Origin of the sequence: Desulfurispirillum indicum S5, from assembly GCF_000177635.2 — a bacterium.
GTDB lineage: Bacteria > Chrysiogenota > Chrysiogenetes > Chrysiogenales > Chrysiogenaceae > Desulfurispirillum > Desulfurispirillum indicum.
On record NC_014836.1, the window covers coordinates 2,112,114 to 2,128,842 of the forward strand.

The following is a 16,729-nucleotide window of genomic DNA, read 5'->3' on the forward strand; positions in this document are numbered from 1 at the left end:
GGGGTTAACGCACAAAACGCTCAACCTGCACTTTAGGTGAACTTCCAAAGTTCACCAGCAGCCCCAGCCGCAGGTTTGTTGCCTGTAAATAATTTATGATCTGAGCTTTGTGCTCTGACAAAACTTCCTTGACGGCTTTGAGTTCAAGAACAATCTGTTCATAACAGATAAAATCCGGTTTATAGACCTGCCGCAAAAGCTGGCCTTTGTAATGCAACCGCAATTCTGGCTGAGCGGTAAAGGGAATGCCTCTTGCGCTCAACTCCGTTTCCAGACACTCCTGATACACGGTTTCTAGAAAACCGCAGCCCATTTCGCGGTAAACCTCGAAAACAGCACCACGTATGGCATATGACTCTTCTTCAAGAAGCAGATCGTTCATCTCCCTTCCCCTTTCCGTGTCCTTCCGCGTATTCCGTGGTTGTGAGTGAAGCTGTCTTACTCAAGGGTCAGCCTGGATGCTTCAGATACTCCAGCCAGTTCTCTGCCTGCCTGCGCACTTCCTCATAGGCTCGCGCTTCGACAAAGGCGTGCTGGGCTTCCTCCACGGCGCCATGCGAGTAGGCGGCCATACCCAGGAGCAGCAGTGCTTCCGCCCGGGTGCGGCCCTTGTCACTTTTCGCGGCGGTTTTGAGGTGGGGCAGGGCCGCGTGGTGGTCCTCGTTCTGCAGCAGCAGGCGGCCCAGGCGCAGGCTTACATCGTGGTCTGCACCGGCTTTCAACGCCTGTTCGTAGGTATGAATGGCCAGCCCGATCTCCCGGGAGCGCAGCCAGATTTCCGCCAGCATTTCGTAGTGACGGGCAGTGTCTTCCACGGTGCCCTTGTGCATGGCTTCGCGCAGAACCCGCGCCGCCTTGTGGGGAACGCCGGCGTGCAGGAAGAGCTGGGCCATGTAGGTCAGGTCGCTGGAGTCCTCCAGCAGTCCGTTATGGTAGGCAGCGGCCAGGGTGGCTGTGGCGCGACGGTGCCGCTCCTGCTGCAGGTGGACAGAGGCCAGCTGCATCCAGAAGGTCTTCTGTTCGGGGTAGTCTTTGATGGCGCGGGGCAGCCACTGTTCCAGGGCACGGAAGTCATCGGTGGCCTGCAGGGCCGCCACCAGTATCTGATACCAGCTCTGCTGTGGCTCATCCACGCGGGAAATGGCGCCCTGCATAAGGGTGGCGGCATCGCGATGGTGCCCGGCACTCAGGTAGATCCAGGCAGCTTGTACCTGCTGTGTCGGCGTGGGGTCGGCATACTCGGCAAGCCACTTTCCAATGCGTTCCACCGCCTCGCTGGAGCGCTCCAGCACCAGCAGCAGCTGGGCGGTGTTATAGAGCACCTGCTGGCTGCTCTCGGCGTCCAGGGCTTCGGTGTCCAGGGCCTTCTCGTAGGCATGCAGGGCTTTATCATGCTGATCCAGTTCACTGAAGACATAGCCGCGCATCTGCCAGGCGGTGGCCTGGGCATAGGGTTCACGGCCAAAACGCTGGATCATGCGATCCAGGCGCTCACCGGCTTCCAGCCACTGGGACTCCTGCAGCAGCTCATGGACTTCGGTAAGGGCTTCATAGGCCATGGGAGAAATGGTGCTGGCCTGCACCGGCAACACACTGGCCAGTGTCAGCAGCAGGCACGCCAGAAGGCTCTGGGAGATTTTCCGTCTGCACATACTCATCACCTCACTGATCGAGACTGAAGTTAATGGTTATGGTGGCGTGGGCGGCCACGGCTTCACCGGCTATGGTCTGGGGAGCAAAGCGCCAGCGGCTCAGGGCCCGCCGGGCTTCGTGATCAAAAATGCCCCGGCGCGGGCTGGCCTCCAGCACCTGAATATCACGCACACTGCCGTCAGGATTGATGACAAAGCTCAGTCGAACCCAGCCGGAGATGCCCTCCATCAGGGCGCGGCGCGGATACATGGGCTGCACCTGGGAGAGGGGGGTCATGGGCTGGGAGTAGGCCACCAGTCCGTCCATGCCGGTGGCCATCACGGGGATGCCGGTCATGGAGAGATTGGGGCGAAAATCCGGGGTGGGGGTCTTCATCTGTGGTGCGCGCAGCATCGGCGATGGTGCCTGCATGGACTCCATGCGCGGGGTGGGCTTCGGCGGCTCCGGCGGTCGCGGGCGACGGCGCTCCCGTTGCTGCACCGGGGTCGGGGCTTCGTCAATCCGGATGAAGTTCATCACCATGCGCTGACGGGCAGCATCCAGTTCACCGGCACTGCCACTGATCATGGCGTTCATGAGCCAGAACAGCCCAAGGGCCACGGCACCACCACAGGCAATGGCTACCAGATGCCGTACCAGCGCGGGACTCATGAAAAAATGGCTCATGGACGGCTCGCTGCTATGGCGACGTCAAGGACTCCGGCCAGGCGAACCTGATCCATCACTTCCACCAGAATACCGGTGCGGGAGGATGCATCGGCCTGAATCACCACGGCCCCTTCGGGATTTTCGGCCCGCAGGCGCTCCACATTGGCGCGTACGGCCCGCAGATCCACCTGGCGCTGATCAATCCAGATATCTCCGTTTTCAGAGACGGCGATCATGATATTGGCCCGTTCCTGGCGCTCTGCGGTGGCGGCGGCGGGACGGCTTACCTCAATGCCGGCTTCCTTGACAAAGGAGGTGGTCACGATAAAGAAGATGAGCATGATGAAGACCACATCCATCATGGAAGTCATATCGATTTCGGCTGAACTGTTTTCGGTTATCCGCTGTCGGCGTCGTCTCATGGTGTTTCCTGCTCCGGCAGCCCGGCAGCTGCCTTGCGTGTTTTCCATCGGTTCCAGAGGGTGGTTATCCAGTGGGGCTGAAGATCGGGCATGGCGCAGGTACGCCCGAGGCAGCGTGAAAGCACGTCGGCGGCCTGGCGGGCCCGGGATTCACTGCTGCGTCCCAGGTCAATGCTGAAAAAGAGCCCGGAGAGCGCCACCACCAATCCACTCATGGTGGGCAGCGTTGCCATGGAAACCCCGGTGGCAATGGCCCGGGGGTTGCCGGTGCCGCTGTATTCCAGGACTTCAAAGACCTGAATCATGCCAACAACCGTGCCAAGCAGCCCCAGCAAGGGGCACATGGCAATAAAGGTGCGGATGAGGAACAGCGAGGCACCCAACTGCTGGCGCAGGCGCGAGATCTCCATCTGCTGAAGCTTCCTGGCCAGCCAGAGATCGCTGACCGGCGGGTGCTCCCAGCGCTGCAGCAGGGTGGCGAACTCACGGGGGAAAACCCGCCAGTGGTACCAGTAGCGCTCAATGATGAGCGCCCACATGGCAATGGCAACGATGAGTATGGCCCAGAGCACCTGACCTCCGGCGTGGAAGAAATTGCCGATATCGTAAAGGATCTCAGGCATGGGCCTCTCCGCGACCTCTGGCCATATGCATGGCCAGAAGTCCGGCACCCTGTTCTTCCATGGTGTTGATCAGGGCGCGGCTTTTGGCCGTGGCCAGGTTATGCAGGAAGAGCAGGGGTATCGCCACCACCAGGCCAAGGGCGGTGGTCACCAGGGCCTGGGAGATGCCACCGGCCATCAGCTGGGGATCGCCCGTACCGAAGAGGGTGATGGCCTGGAAGGTCTCAATCATGCCCACCACGGTACCCAGCAGCCCCAGAAGCGGGGCAACGGCCGCGAGGATTTTGATGGTGGTCAGCCCCCACTCCAGGCGGGGTACTTCCCGCAGAATCTCCTCGTCCAGGCGCAGTTCCATGGTTTCCACGTCGGTTTCACGGTTCTCTTCATAGAGGGCCAGAATGCGGCCCAGGGGATTGTTGGGATGGATATCGTTGCGGTGTTCCATCTGGTGGCTGATGCGTCGTCCCATGATGTGCAGCCAGGTATAACGCAGCGCGAACATACCCAGGCCGAAAGCGCCCAGTACGAGGATGATCACCCCGATAGCCCGACCCTGGCGAACGCGTTCGGTCAGGGAGGGTGACTGCACCAGCTGGGAGAGGATGGCCCCCCGGGAAGGGTCAACGGCAAAGGCGAAGGTCTGGCCGGGCTGGCCGTTTTCCAGGCGGCTGGCCATGCGAAGGTAACGGTTCTGTGGCTGACGGGGCAGCTCCACAAACTGGTTCCGCCCCTCCACATGGGTCAGGTACCTGCCATTGGCAATGGCGTTAAAGGCACCAACACGCAGTACTTCGCCGGGCTGACGATGACCGTCGGGACTGACGATTTCGCTGGCAAAGGAGACCACTTTGCCGGAGTCGGCCATCTCCTGCAGCATCAGCAGCCACATGCGCTCTATCTGGGCGATGGAGGGCAGGGTACGGCTGTTGCTCAGGCGTCGCAGATACTCCAGATCATCGTGACGATTGGCCATGGCCAGGGACGAGAGGAACTGAGCGTGGAAATCGCCAGCATTCTGGCGCACCACACCGAAGATCTCACCCAGATTCCCCTGCTGCTCCCGCAGCGCTTCTTCCAGGGTGATCAGCCGGGCTTCATTGGCGTCATACACGCTTGCCAAGCGCTCCTGTCGTTGCTGTTCACGCGCCAGGCGTTCCCTGGCCTGGGCCACCTGCTGCCGGGCAGCGTTCAGATCGCGGGAGAATTCCTGCTCGCGCTCGCGGTTGATGTCTCGTTCAGAAAGGGACTGCTGCTGCACCTGGCGCAGAAAGTCATCGATACTGGTACGCACAGCAGCTTCCTCAGCGCTGGATACGCCCATGAGCAGCATCACGATGAGCACAAGTATTCCATACCTCATGGCTGCACCTCGCTCAACAGAACTGGCAGCTCAATGAGCTGGGGAGCGCTCTGACGGCTGGCCATACGGATGCCCTGGCGGATGGCGCGATGGTAGTCGCGGTCCAGCGGCACCCATTCATGGCGCTGGGGGTGCCAATAGCCGCTTTCGCGCCGGTCGATGGTCTGATAGACCAGGGCCAGACGGCCAACACGCAGAAATTCTACGCTGCGCACAGACCCATCAAGCTCCAGTTCTCCCTGATAGCTTTCAATGGTACGCCCGTACTCGGACTCTTTCTGGTAGGCTTCCATGATCTGACGGAATTTGGAGGGAGTCTCCACATTGGCGCGCTTCATGAGGGCGTGCAGCCCCAGCACCCGCTCGCGGCGCTCCGCCAGCAGAAAGGGGAGATCGCGCTCCACATAGCCATCAAGCGCGTCAAGCATGCGCAGCATGAGGGGCACAATCTCCCGCTGGGTCACCTGTATGTCTTCAATCTGACGCTCCAGGGAGGCAATCTCCTCCTCCTGGGAGCTAATCATCTGCTCAAGGTTCTCATTATAGGCCTGCAGGCTGTCGGCCTGACGCTGCAGGTCGCGATACTCCCGCAGAAGACGGGTTGCCTCGTCATCCATGGCTTCAACACGCACCTGGGATTCCTGGCCCTGCTGCAGGCTCCGCTCCTCGACTTCCACGACGGAGTCGGCAGCCAACAGGGGCAACGACAGCAGCAACACGGGAAAACAGACTCTGATCATCTGGGAAATGCTTTTTTGATGACTCCGGACAACTTGCTGGAATGACACACTCAATCCCTTCCTCTTCCAGAAATGCGAAAAATCCGAACTCACGTGACCACCTCACGGCAGCACAGTCCGGTTCCGCAGATATTCGGTGTTACAGGTCAGGGATTTGAAATCCTCGCAAAAAAAGGCGCTTGAAGCGCTCGGAGCCCAGGGACTACTTACTGTCGGCAGCGTTTATGGAGTAATCGAAATACTGTACTGATCGGCACTTCGGACACTTCACCTCGACAGAGATAACACTGCCTTTAAAGAGCAGGCGATTACAACGCTTACAGCGTACTTCATGCAAAGCCTGCCCTTCCCGACAACAGGACGGAACAACATCAGCTGGTGCTGCTTTACTCATGGGAACCCCACAGACAATGCGGTAAGCGATAATAAAGATTCTTAAAATGCCCTGATTTTTACTGTACCTTCGCAAAGATGTCAAGAATTAACTTACTTCAGCCTAACTCTTATCTTGCAGGTTAACAATAGGAGGTCGGCACGGAAGGCTACTTGGCCTGGGCTTTCGGAATGTCAGCCCAGCGGGTGGTGCTGGCGGGAGAGACGTGTTCGCGACGCATGTGCCGATCCATGCCCGCACCCTTGGCGGCAAACCAGATATGCTCGCCGCGACGGTTGATGTGATCCAGGGCTGCCATGAGCGACTGGCTTCTGCTGCGCGCCTCGGCATCTTCAAAGAGGCCGTGCTGATAGCTTGCCTGGGGTTGTAGTTCCGCCAGCCACACCCCGGCTTTCACATACTGGTACCTGTCTTTCCAGATGGCACGCAGCAGCGCCAGCGAACGCTCAAGGATATGACGGGTATCAGCGGTGGGATGGAGCAGCTCTCCTGTAGCGCTGTTACTGTACTGGGGTACGTGTGAATTATGCTGATTGGTGCGAACGAATACACTGACAACGCCAGCCAGCAGCCCCTCTTCCCGCAACTTTTCTGCGGCGCGACTGGCGTATTCCGACACAGCCAGCTCCAGCGACTCCAGATTGGTCACCGGTGAACCAAATGATCGCGAACAGAGTACCTGCCTGCGGGTAGCGCGAACATCGGTCAGCTCGTAGCAGCTGACACCATTGAGTTCATGAACCGCGCGGGAAACCGTAATGGAAAAGCGTTTACGCATCTGGACGGGATCGGCACAGGCCAGCTGCCAGGCTGTCTCTATTCCCGTCACTTCCAGTTTGCGGCTGGTACGCCGTCCCACGTTCCACACATCCGAGGCCGCTACCAGTTTCAGCAGTTTATGTTGACGCTCAGGATCGCGCAGGTCGACTACTCCACCAGTCGCCGGATACTTCTTGGCGGCAAGGTTAGCCAGCTTGGCAAGGGTTTTCGTGGGCGCGATACCGATACTGACCTGAATACCCGTATGCCTGGCAACCGTCTGCTGAATATGCCGGGCAAACGCTTCGCCCCGGGCGCCTGCGCCCATGGAGGAAAAGTCGAGAAACGCTTCGTCGATGGAGTAGATCTCCATGGCATCGGCAAAGGACTCAAGTGTCGCCATCACCCGTGAGGAGATATCGGCATAGAGGGTGTAGTTCGAGGAGAAAACCACCACATTTTCCCGCTCGATAATGTGGCGGATCTGATAGGCAGGCACGGCCATGCCTATGCCCAGCGCCTTGGCCTCGGCACTGCGGGAAACCACACAGCCATCATTGTTGGAGAGAACAATCACCGGTCGCTGCCGCAGATCAGGGCGAAAGAGGCGCTCGCAGCTGACATAGAAGTTATTGCAGTCGACAAGGGCAAAGGTGTGGGGAGCCGTCATCGGAAACAGCGGATGGAGTGAATGACCACGCCGAAAACCTCCAGCTCCGACTCGTCATGCAGCTCCAGGGGAGGGTAATCGGGATTCATGGCTTCCAGGCGGACCTGACCCTGCAGGCGCAGTCTCTTGACCAGAAGCTCACCGTGCAGGCAGGCGATGATGATATCGCCATCCGCCGCTTCCAGGGATCGGTCAACAATGAGAATATCGCCGGAAAAAATCCCCGCACCAATCATGGAATCGCCATCGGCCCGTACAAAATAGGTGGCGGCAGGGTGACGAATACACAGTTCGTTGAGATCCAGGCTGCGATCCACATAGTCACGGGCCGGGGAGGGGAAGCCGGCAGAAACCCCTTCGACAAACAAAGGGATGGGAGGCGGAGCACCTCGTTCCGGGCACGCGCCGAGCACGGTAACTGACATGGGTTCCTTCCTTGCAAACAGGCATAGAGAGGCAGCATCGTACCACATTCTTCCATATCCGGCACCCATACGAAAACTCCTGCCAGTTTTCGATACAAGTCACTCAACTTTCGCATCTTGTTGTCTTGAGTTAAGCTGTTATTATAATGGCATTTATCTCGCGGAAACTATATTGATTTTGCATGCTTGACTTATCGGTACTCCACTTTTTGTCTCCGGATATTGTCCTTTTTGACCGCACAAAAAGGACACAAAAACGCGCCCCCCGAACGCCCGTTTTTCCGGCTCGTTGGCTCGCCTGTTCTGGAGATCCGACAGCAGGCTGATCAAAGAGGCCCATCTGCTGCGTTGCCGGGCATCGCTCGTCACTGCGACGTACAGGGAGTACGCCTCCCTCCTCGCTTTGCCCGCGCCTTGCACCTGGGTCTCTTTGCGTTGCCTGACCCCTGCCTCCCTGCAGTGCTGCCGGACCACTCACTTCCTGTGAGTGTCCCGTTCGGGTCTTGCCAGCCAGGCGTCGCACTCACCGGACGGGCTCAGGGGGGACGGCCTGCTTCTGCCTCTCCCCCGTGTGCTGGCCCAGCCAGAACGCGCCGACTGGAACGCTATGGACCCGCAGGGTTGACGCCACGACGGCGGCAACCGCAAACCAAAAGCCATGGAGGGCGGTTGTTTGCGGTCCCCAGTTCCAGGCAAGCGGGCGGCTGATAAGGACAGCACTGGGGGTCGCTTCCCAGCCACTTTTTGCGGGTAAAAAGTGGCAAAAGAAACTCGAATATATGGTGAGGATAATGTCAAGCGACGCAGTCTGTGTAGAACCATTTCGGCCATTGCAGCGTGACATCAGGGTCAGCGCTGACAACCTGCCGTTTCGGGGATGCGAAACTTCAGAAGTCACTTATCGGACAAAGCGTATCCGGAAAGCCTGCTCTCCGGATACGCTTGCAAAATACCATAGCGACATGTGTCAGCTGATATCAATACGGCGGGGAAGTTTGTTCTGATCCACCGGGATGCTGATCCTGAGAACCCCATTCTCAAGGGAAGCGCTCAGTTTCTCCTCATCCACCTCGGGTGGCAGCACAAAGCTGCGCTGAATCTGGCCAAAGTAACTTTCCATGCGGTAGTAGTCCTTCTCCAGATGCTCACGGCTCATGGAGCGCTCTGCCTTGAGCAGGAGCACTCCGCTGTCGACGCTCAGGGTAATGTCGTCTTTCCTGACTCCGGGCAGATCAACACTGATGGTGTAGGCTGCCTGGTCTTCGCGGGTATTTGCCGGCGGCGTATGCCCCAGAAAAGAGCTCACCGCCGGGCGTATTTTCTGCATGCCTTTGCGAACAAAGTCCTCAACGCGGGTTTCCAGTTCGCGGGCTTTTTCAATCCATCCCATGGCGACTCCTCACTGAATGGGTACCTGTCTGGGTTGACTGCTCCCGGTCAGGGCGCGTTTCGGAATAGTGACATTCAGCACTCCGTCATGGTAGCTGGCCTGCACGTTCTCCACATCAATGTCACCGGGAAGGGTGAAGCTGCGCTGAAACTTCCCGAAGGAGCTTTCCTGATGGATGTACCCTTCAGATTCCTCGCGCTTCTCTTCACGGCGTTCACCGCTGATGCGCAGCACATTTCCCGCCACATCGATGGTGACATCTTCTTTGGGAACTCCCGGCAGGTCTACCTCTACGACGTAACCCTGCTCATCCTCACGGGTGTTGACAGACGGGGCAAAGAATGGTGATTCTTTGCTGCCTGAACCGGCTTTCCCCGAAAAGCGATCCAGGAGCTCACCAAACTGCCGTTCAAACTCGCGCAGGGGGCGCAGGGGATCAAGTGGTGATGGCAACATGGTTCACACCTCCTCTTGCACTATGGTTGATCTAAGAGCTTGCTCAAATACCTCACAACACGCAGGCAAAGGTAAGTATAAGCGCCCACCCCTGAAATTCAAGGGCCACCTGGTGTCAAAAAAAATCCCGGTTCTGCCAGAGCAGAACCGGGATAAAAAGGGAATTTCCCATAAGGATCAGAGCAGTGGATGCTCGTTCATGGCAATCAGGCGCTCCCAGCGACGATCAACTTCCTTCTGAACCTCTTCAACAACCGGCTTGGCCTCCGGTTTATTGAGGTGGCTGGTGGCTTTCCCCATCAGTTTGAGGGCGTCGCCAACGGGGATCTTTTTGTCCTTGGGATCGTAGTTGAGCTTGGTTATCCCATGGTCAATTTCATAGAGGGGGAAGAGGCAACTGTCCAGCATGGCCTGGGTAATGGCAGGTCCGCTGTCATCAGCAGTAACCCAGTTCAGGGGGCATACGGAGAATGCCTTGATAAAGGCCATTCCGCCATCGCGAACCGTTTGCTGTGCCTTGCGGGCCTTCTGGACGGCATCGACGGGGTTGGTTTCCGCGATGGTCGCCATGTAAGGCATATGGGTACCGCGCATGATTTCGACGATGTCCTTGTGGTGAAACTGCTTGCCAATATACTTTTTACCCACCTGGGAAGTGGTGGAGAGCATACCCTTGAAGCCGGTGTAGCACATCTGGGCACCGGTGTTGGCGTATACCTTGTTATCATACTCGATGTAGATAAAGGGCGTGTTGCGCAGAGCCGCGCCCAGGATCTGGTCCATACCGATGTCGGAAGCTCCGTCACCACCAACGGCGATAACCGTGATTTCACGATCCTGCAGACCTTTTTCCTTGAGCCAGCGGTAGTGCTCAACAATACCGGTTGCCGTGGATGCCGCGTTGTGGAAGAGAGAGTGGACATAGGGAACCTTGAAGGAGGTACCGGGATAGCCGGTGGTAACAACCATGCCGCAGCCGGTGGCAAAGGTCAGGATCACGGCGCCGTCAATGCCCTTGAGGAACATCTCCAGGTTGGTGAATATACCGCAGCCAGGGCAGCTGGACATCTTCTCGATACGGGTAGGCATATCGGAGGCCAGCTTCTTCAGGGTGTTGATATCAACTTTTTCGTATTTTTCATTCTGGGTGTACTGCTCCAGAGCGGGCAGTTTCACCTTTTCCGCTGCAGGAGGTGTGGCTTCGCCATCCCAGTGCTGGTAGTAGTCAAACACGGGAACGCTGGCGTCACCGGCATTGGCTTTTTCCAGCTGATCCATAACCGCCAGGGCGTCACGGTGAATGAAATTCAAGCCGCCCAATCCGAAAACGCGGTTGAGGATTTTCACCTGATTGCCCGCCTGCTGAGCAGTGGCGGCAACTTCTGTGGCCAGGTAGGACATGGTGGCGCCGTACATATGGGCGCGCTCTGCAACCAGCAGGGTTTTGATGTTCTTCAGGGCTCCGACCACTTCCTTCACGGGGAAGGGGCGCAGAACGTTGAAGCTGATCAGACCGATGTTTTCCTTGCCCTCTTTCTTGCGCAGTTCAATGGCGTCCTTGGTGGACTCAGCGGCGCTGTTGAGGAGCATCATGGCGCTGTCGGCCTTTTCCAGGCCCATGGTGTCCAGGAAGCCGTACTTGCGGCCAAACTTGGCTTCAAACTCGGCGAAGAGGCCGGGAAGCGCTTCGTAGGCTTCCTGCATGGCCAGGTGCAGCTGGTATTTGTTGTTGATGATGTCGTCGTTCATGTAAGGACCGAAGGTGCGGGGCTCTTCCACGTCCAGACAGGTGGGGCGCTTGGGCTTGGGACCGATGAAGCTGGTGACATCCTTTTTGTCCTTGGCAATCAGCACGCGACGGTTGCCGTGGGAAGTGTGGAAGCCGTCATAGGCAACGCACACAGGCAGGTTGACTTTTTCAGCCAGTTTCAGGGCTATGATGTTCATGTCATAGACTTCCTGAACGTTCTTGGCCATCAGGATCAGCCAGCCCATGCCCAGCATGGTGGCCAGGTCAGTGTGGTCGTTCTTGATGTTCAGCGGGCCGGATACACAACGAGTGGACAGGTTCAGAACCATGGGAGTACGCGTACCGGAGATAACGGGAATCTGCTCAAGCTTCAGCAGAAGACCATTGGCCGAAGTGACATCAACGGTGCGGGCGCCAGCCAGGGCCGCGCCGTAGCAGATGCCGATGGCGGCAAGCTCTGAGGTGCCGACAACAAAGGAAAGATCCGCTTCACCATTGGCCAGGCGCGTATTGACTTCCTGTCCGGCGTCAGATGAAGGAGTGATGGGATAGTAGCCTTCGAATTCGTATCCGATATGAATAATGGCTTCGGCGACGGCTTCGTTGCCGTTAATTACCTTGGAGATTTGTTCTATCATGCTGTCATTTCCTCCTTAATTTCCGCTCAGAACCAGGTGTGCTTGGTAACGAGATCATGGTGCTCAGCTTCCATACCCTTACTGAGGGCTTTGCCCTTCTTATGGGTAGGACATACCTCAACGCAGCGCAGGCAGCCTTTGCAGTGAGCATAGTTGTAACCAACCATCTTGCTGTCCTTAAAGATGATAGATCCGGGGTCGGCACAGGTGTAGAAGCACTTGGCGCAGTGGATACAGGCCTCGGCGTTGAAGAGGGGAATCAGGCCCTGACGGGTGATCTTCATGTCTTTGCCGTGCAGGGAGAACAGGCGGGTTTCCATGTAGCCACCCTTGTTCTGGTTGCGCCAGCCAATGGGGGTCTCATAGGTCCACTTGCCAGGAACCAGCGGGAATTTGCCGTCAGCGGGGAAGTGCTCTTCCTGCTTGTTGCCCAGAGTCTGCTCGAACGCTTCGATGTTGGACTTCTGAACCTCAGGCTTGGGCCAGGTTTCCTTGATGGTTTTCTCGAAAATATCTTCAGGCAGCTTCAGGGCGTATACCAGTGCGGAGAGCAGTGGCATGTTCAGGCGTGAGCGGGTTTTGGACGCAATGTCCAGCGCGTCGACACAGATGATGGTTCCGCTGTGCAGCTTGAGCTCTTCACGGATCTGGGCGGGGGTGCGCTCCGTGTTGACGATCACGATGGCATTTTCCTGCACACCCTGTATCAGGTTCAGAGGACCGATGAGGTCTTCACGGAATATTACCAGAACGTGAGGACTGTCCGTAGGTCCGGTTTGACGGATGGGAATGCCACGCTCACACAGCTTGACGCTGACGTCCGTGGGTGTTCCTTTTTTCTCGGAGCCGTATTTGGCGTCAAAAGCGCCGTCCAGCCCCATGTACTCAAGGGCGATTTTAAACAGCATTTTTCCGGCCATATTGGCGCCATCGCCCCCAACTGCCGACATCTTGATGTTACAAAAACCCAATTCGTCGGAATAAGGGAGTGTGAAGTCTTGGCTCATGGTCAGCCCTCCTTAACTTTGTAAATTCACAATGCCATCGTATACGAAGAAATTGTGTTTTGAAACGGATTCCCTTTCACAAGTCGTTTTTCCCCCCTGAACGGAAAAACTCTCCTTTTTTACATGGCATTCAATTGATCGTCAATGGCATTTTTTCTGGCATGAAATGCTTTTTTCAGGATATCAACTGCACAAATGCTCAGTGGAGCGCCTACCGGCAACAGTGAGGAGAAAAAAGTGACCTGCGTGTTTGTTTTTGCACTCAGCACACTTCTTTTCACAAGCTCCATGGTGATGCGGGACTCCGGGGTGTGGGAGGCGGCAATAATCACTTCCGCGACACCCAGCTCCCGAATGCGCTGCGGAAGTGTCTGCAGAAAAAGGTCCTGGGGAGAGCAGTGGGCTACGGGGGACACTTTGCCACCCAGGACGTGGTAGAGGCCTTCATAGACGCCGGCATTCTCAATGGCCACGAGATCGTGGAAGGTCTCCACCACACACAGCTGCCGTCGGTTGCGGGAAGTGTTCCGACAGAGCGGGCAGGGCGAGCTCTCGGCCAGGGTATGACACTCATCACATGCTATCAGACGGTTTTCCAGTTCTTCAAAAGCCCGGACAATGGCCTGTCGCTTCGCGGGGGCCATGGCGGCCACCTCAAGGGCAAATCGCTCAGCGGTCTTCTGACCAATACCCGGAATCTGCGCCAGCCCCTGCGCCAGCAACTCTACACTGGGAAGTGCGTACATGGCGCTTACATGAAGCCGGGCAGCTTCATTCCTCCGGTTACCTTGGACATCTGCTCCTGGGTGTGGGCCGCTGCCTTTTCCTGGGCTTCATTGACTGCGGAGATAATAATATCCTGCAGCATTTCGGGATCCGAGGGATCGATGATATCCGGCGAAATTTCCATGGAGATGATCTTTCCCTTGCCATTGGCGACTACCCGCACCACATCTCCACCAACAGAGACCTCCACGGTCTGCTGTTCCACTTCTTCCTGCAGTTTCATGATCTTCTCCTGCATGGCCTGAGCCTGCTTCATCATGGCCTGCATATTCATACCGCCGCCAAAACCTTTCATGTGATTCTCCTGTGTATCATAGGTATTCAAGTACCTTCGCCGTGAAGGTCCGCTTGCGAGTCGTTCTCATCTTCAATATCCGGTGGCGTGGCGTCATCCAGAACCCGCAGGTCCATGAGTGATCCCTGAAAGCGCTCCACCAGGCCCTGGTAGATTTCATCGCCCATCAGCTCCCGCCGGAAGTGCTCCTGCAGATCGGTACGCTGGCGCTCTTCCTGCCTGGCAAGCGTATCCGGAGCGGCTTCAACCTGAACTTCCAGCTGACAGGGCCTGCCCAGCAACTGCGCAATATGCTGTGCCAGCAGTCCGCGTTTGTCCTGCCCCATGAGGTCGTGGTTACATGGAGCCGTTTTCAGAATATAGGTGTCGGGCTGTGAGCCCTTCTGTTCCAGACGACTGTGGCGCAGAAAAGCAGCCACATGAGGATGGGTTTCATCAAGAATCCCGACAAGCTCACGGTGCAGTGCTTCCGTGGTCTGCGGGGGTTGCTGAGCTGGTTTTAGAGTTTTTTTTTCCGTGGAAGGTGCGGCCGGGGCTGGCACCACTGATGGTTCAGGAGCCTGCAGAGCGCCGATCAGCCGCTCAACCTCCACACTGGGCAGCAGGCGCGCACTCTTGAGCAGACAGAATTCCAGATCGTACTGAGGAAAAGGAGAGTGGGTGATCTCCACAAAACATTCGCGCAGCATGGAGTAGATGGCATCGAGCTGCAAGGTATCAAAGGCTTTCCCCAGCTGCTGCAGCTGCTCCACCGACTCCTCATCACTCACGGGTATAATGCCCTGGGTCGCCAGGTAGACGAGGCGGGTTGTCTCCAGCAGCTGCCGACAAAGCTGGCGCATATCGGCGCCGGTCTCATTGGCCTGTTCAATCAGCGTCAGTATGCGTGGCAGGTCGCCAGCGGCAATGGCCTGGAAGACTCCAAACACCATGCCATGGGTCGCAATGCCGACCAGCTCCATGACATCGGCGGCGCTGATACGTTCACCACAGTAACTGACGACGCGATCAAGGATGGATTCCGCGTCGCGCATGCAGCCCTCGCTGGTGGTGGCGATGATCTGCAGGGCGTCGGTCTCAAATGCAATACCCTCGTTACCCAGGATGTGGGCCAGAGCCTGAACCATCTCATCCCGTGGTATGCGCCGGAAATCGTGACGCTGGCAGCGTGAGAGTATGGTGGGATTAACCTTGTGCAGATCCGTGGTCGCCAGCACAAACACGGTATGGGGGGGCGGCTCTTCGAGGGTTTTCAGAAAAGCGTTGAAAGCCTCACGGGTGAGCATGTGAAATTCGTCGATGATATAGACCTTGACCTGCCCCATGGCGGGGGCATAGTCGACCTCTTCAATGAGGGTCTTCATGGAATCAATGCCGCGATTGGAAGCGGCATCAATCTCCACCACGTCAAGAAAGGCTCCCTGATCAATGGCGACGCAGTTTTCACACGTGCCGCAGGGCTCCCCCTCAACCGGTGCCATGCAGTTGAGACTCTTGGCCAGAATGCGCGCCATGGAGGTCTTCCCCACACCACGGGGACCGTTGAAAATCAGCGCATGGGCCAGCCGCCCGCCGCGAATGGAGTTGAGCAGGGTGCGAGAGATATGCTGCTGACCGACAACTTCAGCGAAGGTGCGCGGCCGGTATTTTCTGGCATACACTAAATAAGACAAGAACTCAGCTCCTTGCGCGCGTCATGCGCGTAGCGCAATTTTCCTGCAGTTGTGAGGATACCACACTCTGTGGCTGCCGCCAAACAGCCGGCACTTCTGTCAGGAAATCGAAGGAAGATGCCCGACTTCCGGACAGGTACCGTCGTTGTAGGGGGATTTGCGCCAGTAGACTTTGCCCCAGTGCATATAGAGTTCCTCATCCACAAACATGCGCACAGCCCGTGACAGAATGCGCTTCTCCAGATCCTGGCCGCGACGCACCACATCCTGGAGCGTATCGCTGGACTTATCGATGTAGAAGGCCTCCTGGTAGATGATCGGACCACGATCGAGATCCATGGTCACAAAGTGGGCGGTGGCTCCGGCCACCGTTGAGCCATTGTCATAGGCCTGACGGTACGCACGGGCTCCTGGATAGGCGGGCAGCAGCGAGGGGTGAATATTGATGATTTTCCCTTCATAGCGGAAGGTGAACTCCGGCGAGAGAATTTGCATATAGCGGGCCAGCACGATCAGATCCACGTTGTATTCGGGCTGTCGCAGCAGCTCGATAATGTTGTGCTCGTTCTCTTCCTTGATCTTGGAGCTGAAGCAGAAGAAAGGGATTCCCTCGCGCTCGGCGAGCGGTCGCAGCTCTTCGCGGTTGCCGATCATCACGGCCACTTCCGCCTGGATGCGCCCTGCCTTGATTTCCGCGAGAATGGCTTCGGGAGCATGGGCTTCCTTGGTGACCATCAGCGCCATGCGCTTGATGCCGGAGGACTGCCGGGTGTTGAGGGACACTTCCATGTCCAGCTTTTTGGCTGCCTCGCTCAGGAGCCCTTCGAGGCCGGTCAGACTGACCGTCAGACCGCTGATATCGCCCTTGACACGCATCAGGAAGAAGTCTTCCCGTACCGTCTGTTCAAGGTCTTCAATATTGACGCCACAGTCAAAAAGCAGCGATGTGAAGGTGGCGATAACGCCCTTTTTATCCTTACCGATTACTGATACTTCAACAATTTTCTTCGGTGTCACACGTAACCTCTCTCAACGGTATT

Annotated in this window: 18 protein-coding genes; all 18 read right to left on the reverse strand. The window is 57.2% G+C overall.

The features are described 5' to 3' along the window. Window positions 1–4 precede the first annotated feature (4 nt). Window positions 5–382 carry a GxxExxY protein gene (locus tag SELIN_RS09915; protein WP_013506531.1) on the reverse strand — a complete coding sequence of 126 codons (378 nt, stop codon included), beginning with the start codon at window positions 380–382 and terminating at the stop codon, window positions 5–7. 67 nt (window positions 383–449) lie between these two features. After that, entirely contained in the window at window positions 450–1,652 is a 1,203-nt protein-coding gene (locus SELIN_RS09920; protein ID WP_013506532.1) for a tetratricopeptide repeat protein, read from the reverse strand. A 10-nt stretch (window positions 1,653–1,662) separates the two neighbouring features. Beyond that, window positions 1,663–2,319 carry an energy transducer TonB gene (locus SELIN_RS09925; RefSeq protein WP_013506533.1) on the reverse strand — a complete coding sequence of 219 codons (657 nt, stop codon included), beginning with the start codon at window positions 2,317–2,319 and terminating at the stop codon, window positions 1,663–1,665. Then, window positions 2,316–2,723: an ExbD/TolR family protein gene (locus tag SELIN_RS09930; RefSeq protein WP_013506534.1), complete on the reverse strand. Its 408-nt coding sequence runs from the start codon at window positions 2,721–2,723 to the stop codon at window positions 2,316–2,318. The genes SELIN_RS09925 and SELIN_RS09930 overlap by 4 nt, the downstream gene beginning before the upstream one ends. Further along, window positions 2,720–3,346, reverse strand: coding sequence for a MotA/TolQ/ExbB proton channel family protein (locus SELIN_RS09935; RefSeq protein WP_013506535.1), 627 nt, complete (start codon window positions 3,344–3,346; stop codon window positions 2,720–2,722). The genes SELIN_RS09930 and SELIN_RS09935 overlap by 4 nt, the downstream gene beginning before the upstream one ends. Then, window positions 3,339–4,706, reverse strand: a complete 1,368-nt coding sequence (locus SELIN_RS09940) for a MotA/TolQ/ExbB proton channel family protein (protein ID WP_013506536.1) — start codon at window positions 4,704–4,706, stop codon at window positions 3,339–3,341. The genes SELIN_RS09935 and SELIN_RS09940 overlap by 8 nt, the downstream gene beginning before the upstream one ends. Beyond that, complete coding sequence (locus SELIN_RS09945) at window positions 4,703–5,446, reverse strand: DUF3450 domain-containing protein (RefSeq protein WP_156788058.1); 744 nt, start codon at window positions 5,444–5,446, stop codon at window positions 4,703–4,705. The genes SELIN_RS09940 and SELIN_RS09945 overlap by 4 nt, the downstream gene beginning before the upstream one ends. 202 nt (window positions 5,447–5,648) lie before the next feature. Beyond that, window positions 5,649–5,840 (reverse strand): Com family DNA-binding transcriptional regulator, encoded by a 192-nt coding sequence (locus SELIN_RS15515; RefSeq protein ID WP_013506538.1) that lies wholly within the window; start codon window positions 5,838–5,840, stop codon window positions 5,649–5,651. Window positions 5,841–5,988: 148 nt separating this feature from the next. Then, window positions 5,989–7,269, reverse strand: a complete 1,281-nt coding sequence (locus SELIN_RS09950; protein WP_013506539.1) for a Y-family DNA polymerase — start codon at window positions 7,267–7,269, stop codon at window positions 5,989–5,991. Continuing rightward, window positions 7,266–7,694: a translesion error-prone DNA polymerase V autoproteolytic subunit gene (gene umuD, locus SELIN_RS09955; RefSeq protein ID WP_041726036.1), complete on the reverse strand. Its 429-nt coding sequence runs from the start codon at window positions 7,692–7,694 to the stop codon at window positions 7,266–7,268. Before umuD ends, SELIN_RS09950 begins: the two co-directional genes overlap by 4 nt. A gap of 967 nt (window positions 7,695–8,661) precedes the next feature. Continuing rightward, window positions 8,662–9,084: an Hsp20/alpha crystallin family protein gene (locus SELIN_RS09965; RefSeq protein ID WP_013506541.1), complete on the reverse strand. Its 423-nt coding sequence runs from the start codon at window positions 9,082–9,084 to the stop codon at window positions 8,662–8,664. Between the two features lie 9 nt (window positions 9,085–9,093). Further along, entirely contained in the window at window positions 9,094–9,540 is a 447-nt protein-coding gene (locus SELIN_RS09970; RefSeq protein WP_013506542.1) for an Hsp20/alpha crystallin family protein, read from the reverse strand. Window positions 9,541–9,717: 177 nt separating this feature from the next. Then, on the reverse strand, window positions 9,718–11,928 hold the full coding sequence (locus SELIN_RS09975; protein WP_013506543.1) for a thiamine pyrophosphate-dependent enzyme: 2,211 nt from the start codon (window positions 11,926–11,928) through the stop codon (window positions 9,718–9,720). A 26-nt stretch (window positions 11,929–11,954) separates the two neighbouring features. Continuing rightward, the gene (locus SELIN_RS09980) at window positions 11,955–12,935 is read right to left on the reverse strand and encodes a 2-oxoacid:acceptor oxidoreductase family protein (RefSeq protein ID WP_013506544.1); all 981 of its coding nucleotides are present in this window, start codon (window positions 12,933–12,935) and stop codon (window positions 11,955–11,957) included. A gap of 119 nt (window positions 12,936–13,054) precedes the next feature. Next, on the reverse strand, window positions 13,055–13,681 hold the full coding sequence (locus SELIN_RS09985) for a recombination mediator RecR (RefSeq protein ID WP_013506545.1): 627 nt from the start codon (window positions 13,679–13,681) through the stop codon (window positions 13,055–13,057). Between the two features lie 5 nt (window positions 13,682–13,686). After that, a complete protein-coding gene (locus SELIN_RS09990) occupies window positions 13,687–14,016 on the reverse strand; it encodes a YbaB/EbfC family nucleoid-associated protein (protein ID WP_013506546.1) in 330 nt (109 codons plus the stop codon). 26 nt (window positions 14,017–14,042) lie between these two features. Then, window positions 14,043–15,689, reverse strand: coding sequence for a DNA polymerase III subunit gamma/tau (gene dnaX / locus SELIN_RS09995; protein ID WP_013506547.1), 1,647 nt, complete (start codon window positions 15,687–15,689; stop codon window positions 14,043–14,045). A gap of 99 nt (window positions 15,690–15,788) precedes the next feature. Next, window positions 15,789–16,706 (reverse strand): formyltetrahydrofolate deformylase, encoded by a 918-nt coding sequence (locus SELIN_RS10000; RefSeq protein WP_013506548.1) that lies wholly within the window; start codon window positions 16,704–16,706, stop codon window positions 15,789–15,791. Between the last annotated feature and the right edge of the window lie 23 nt (window positions 16,707–16,729).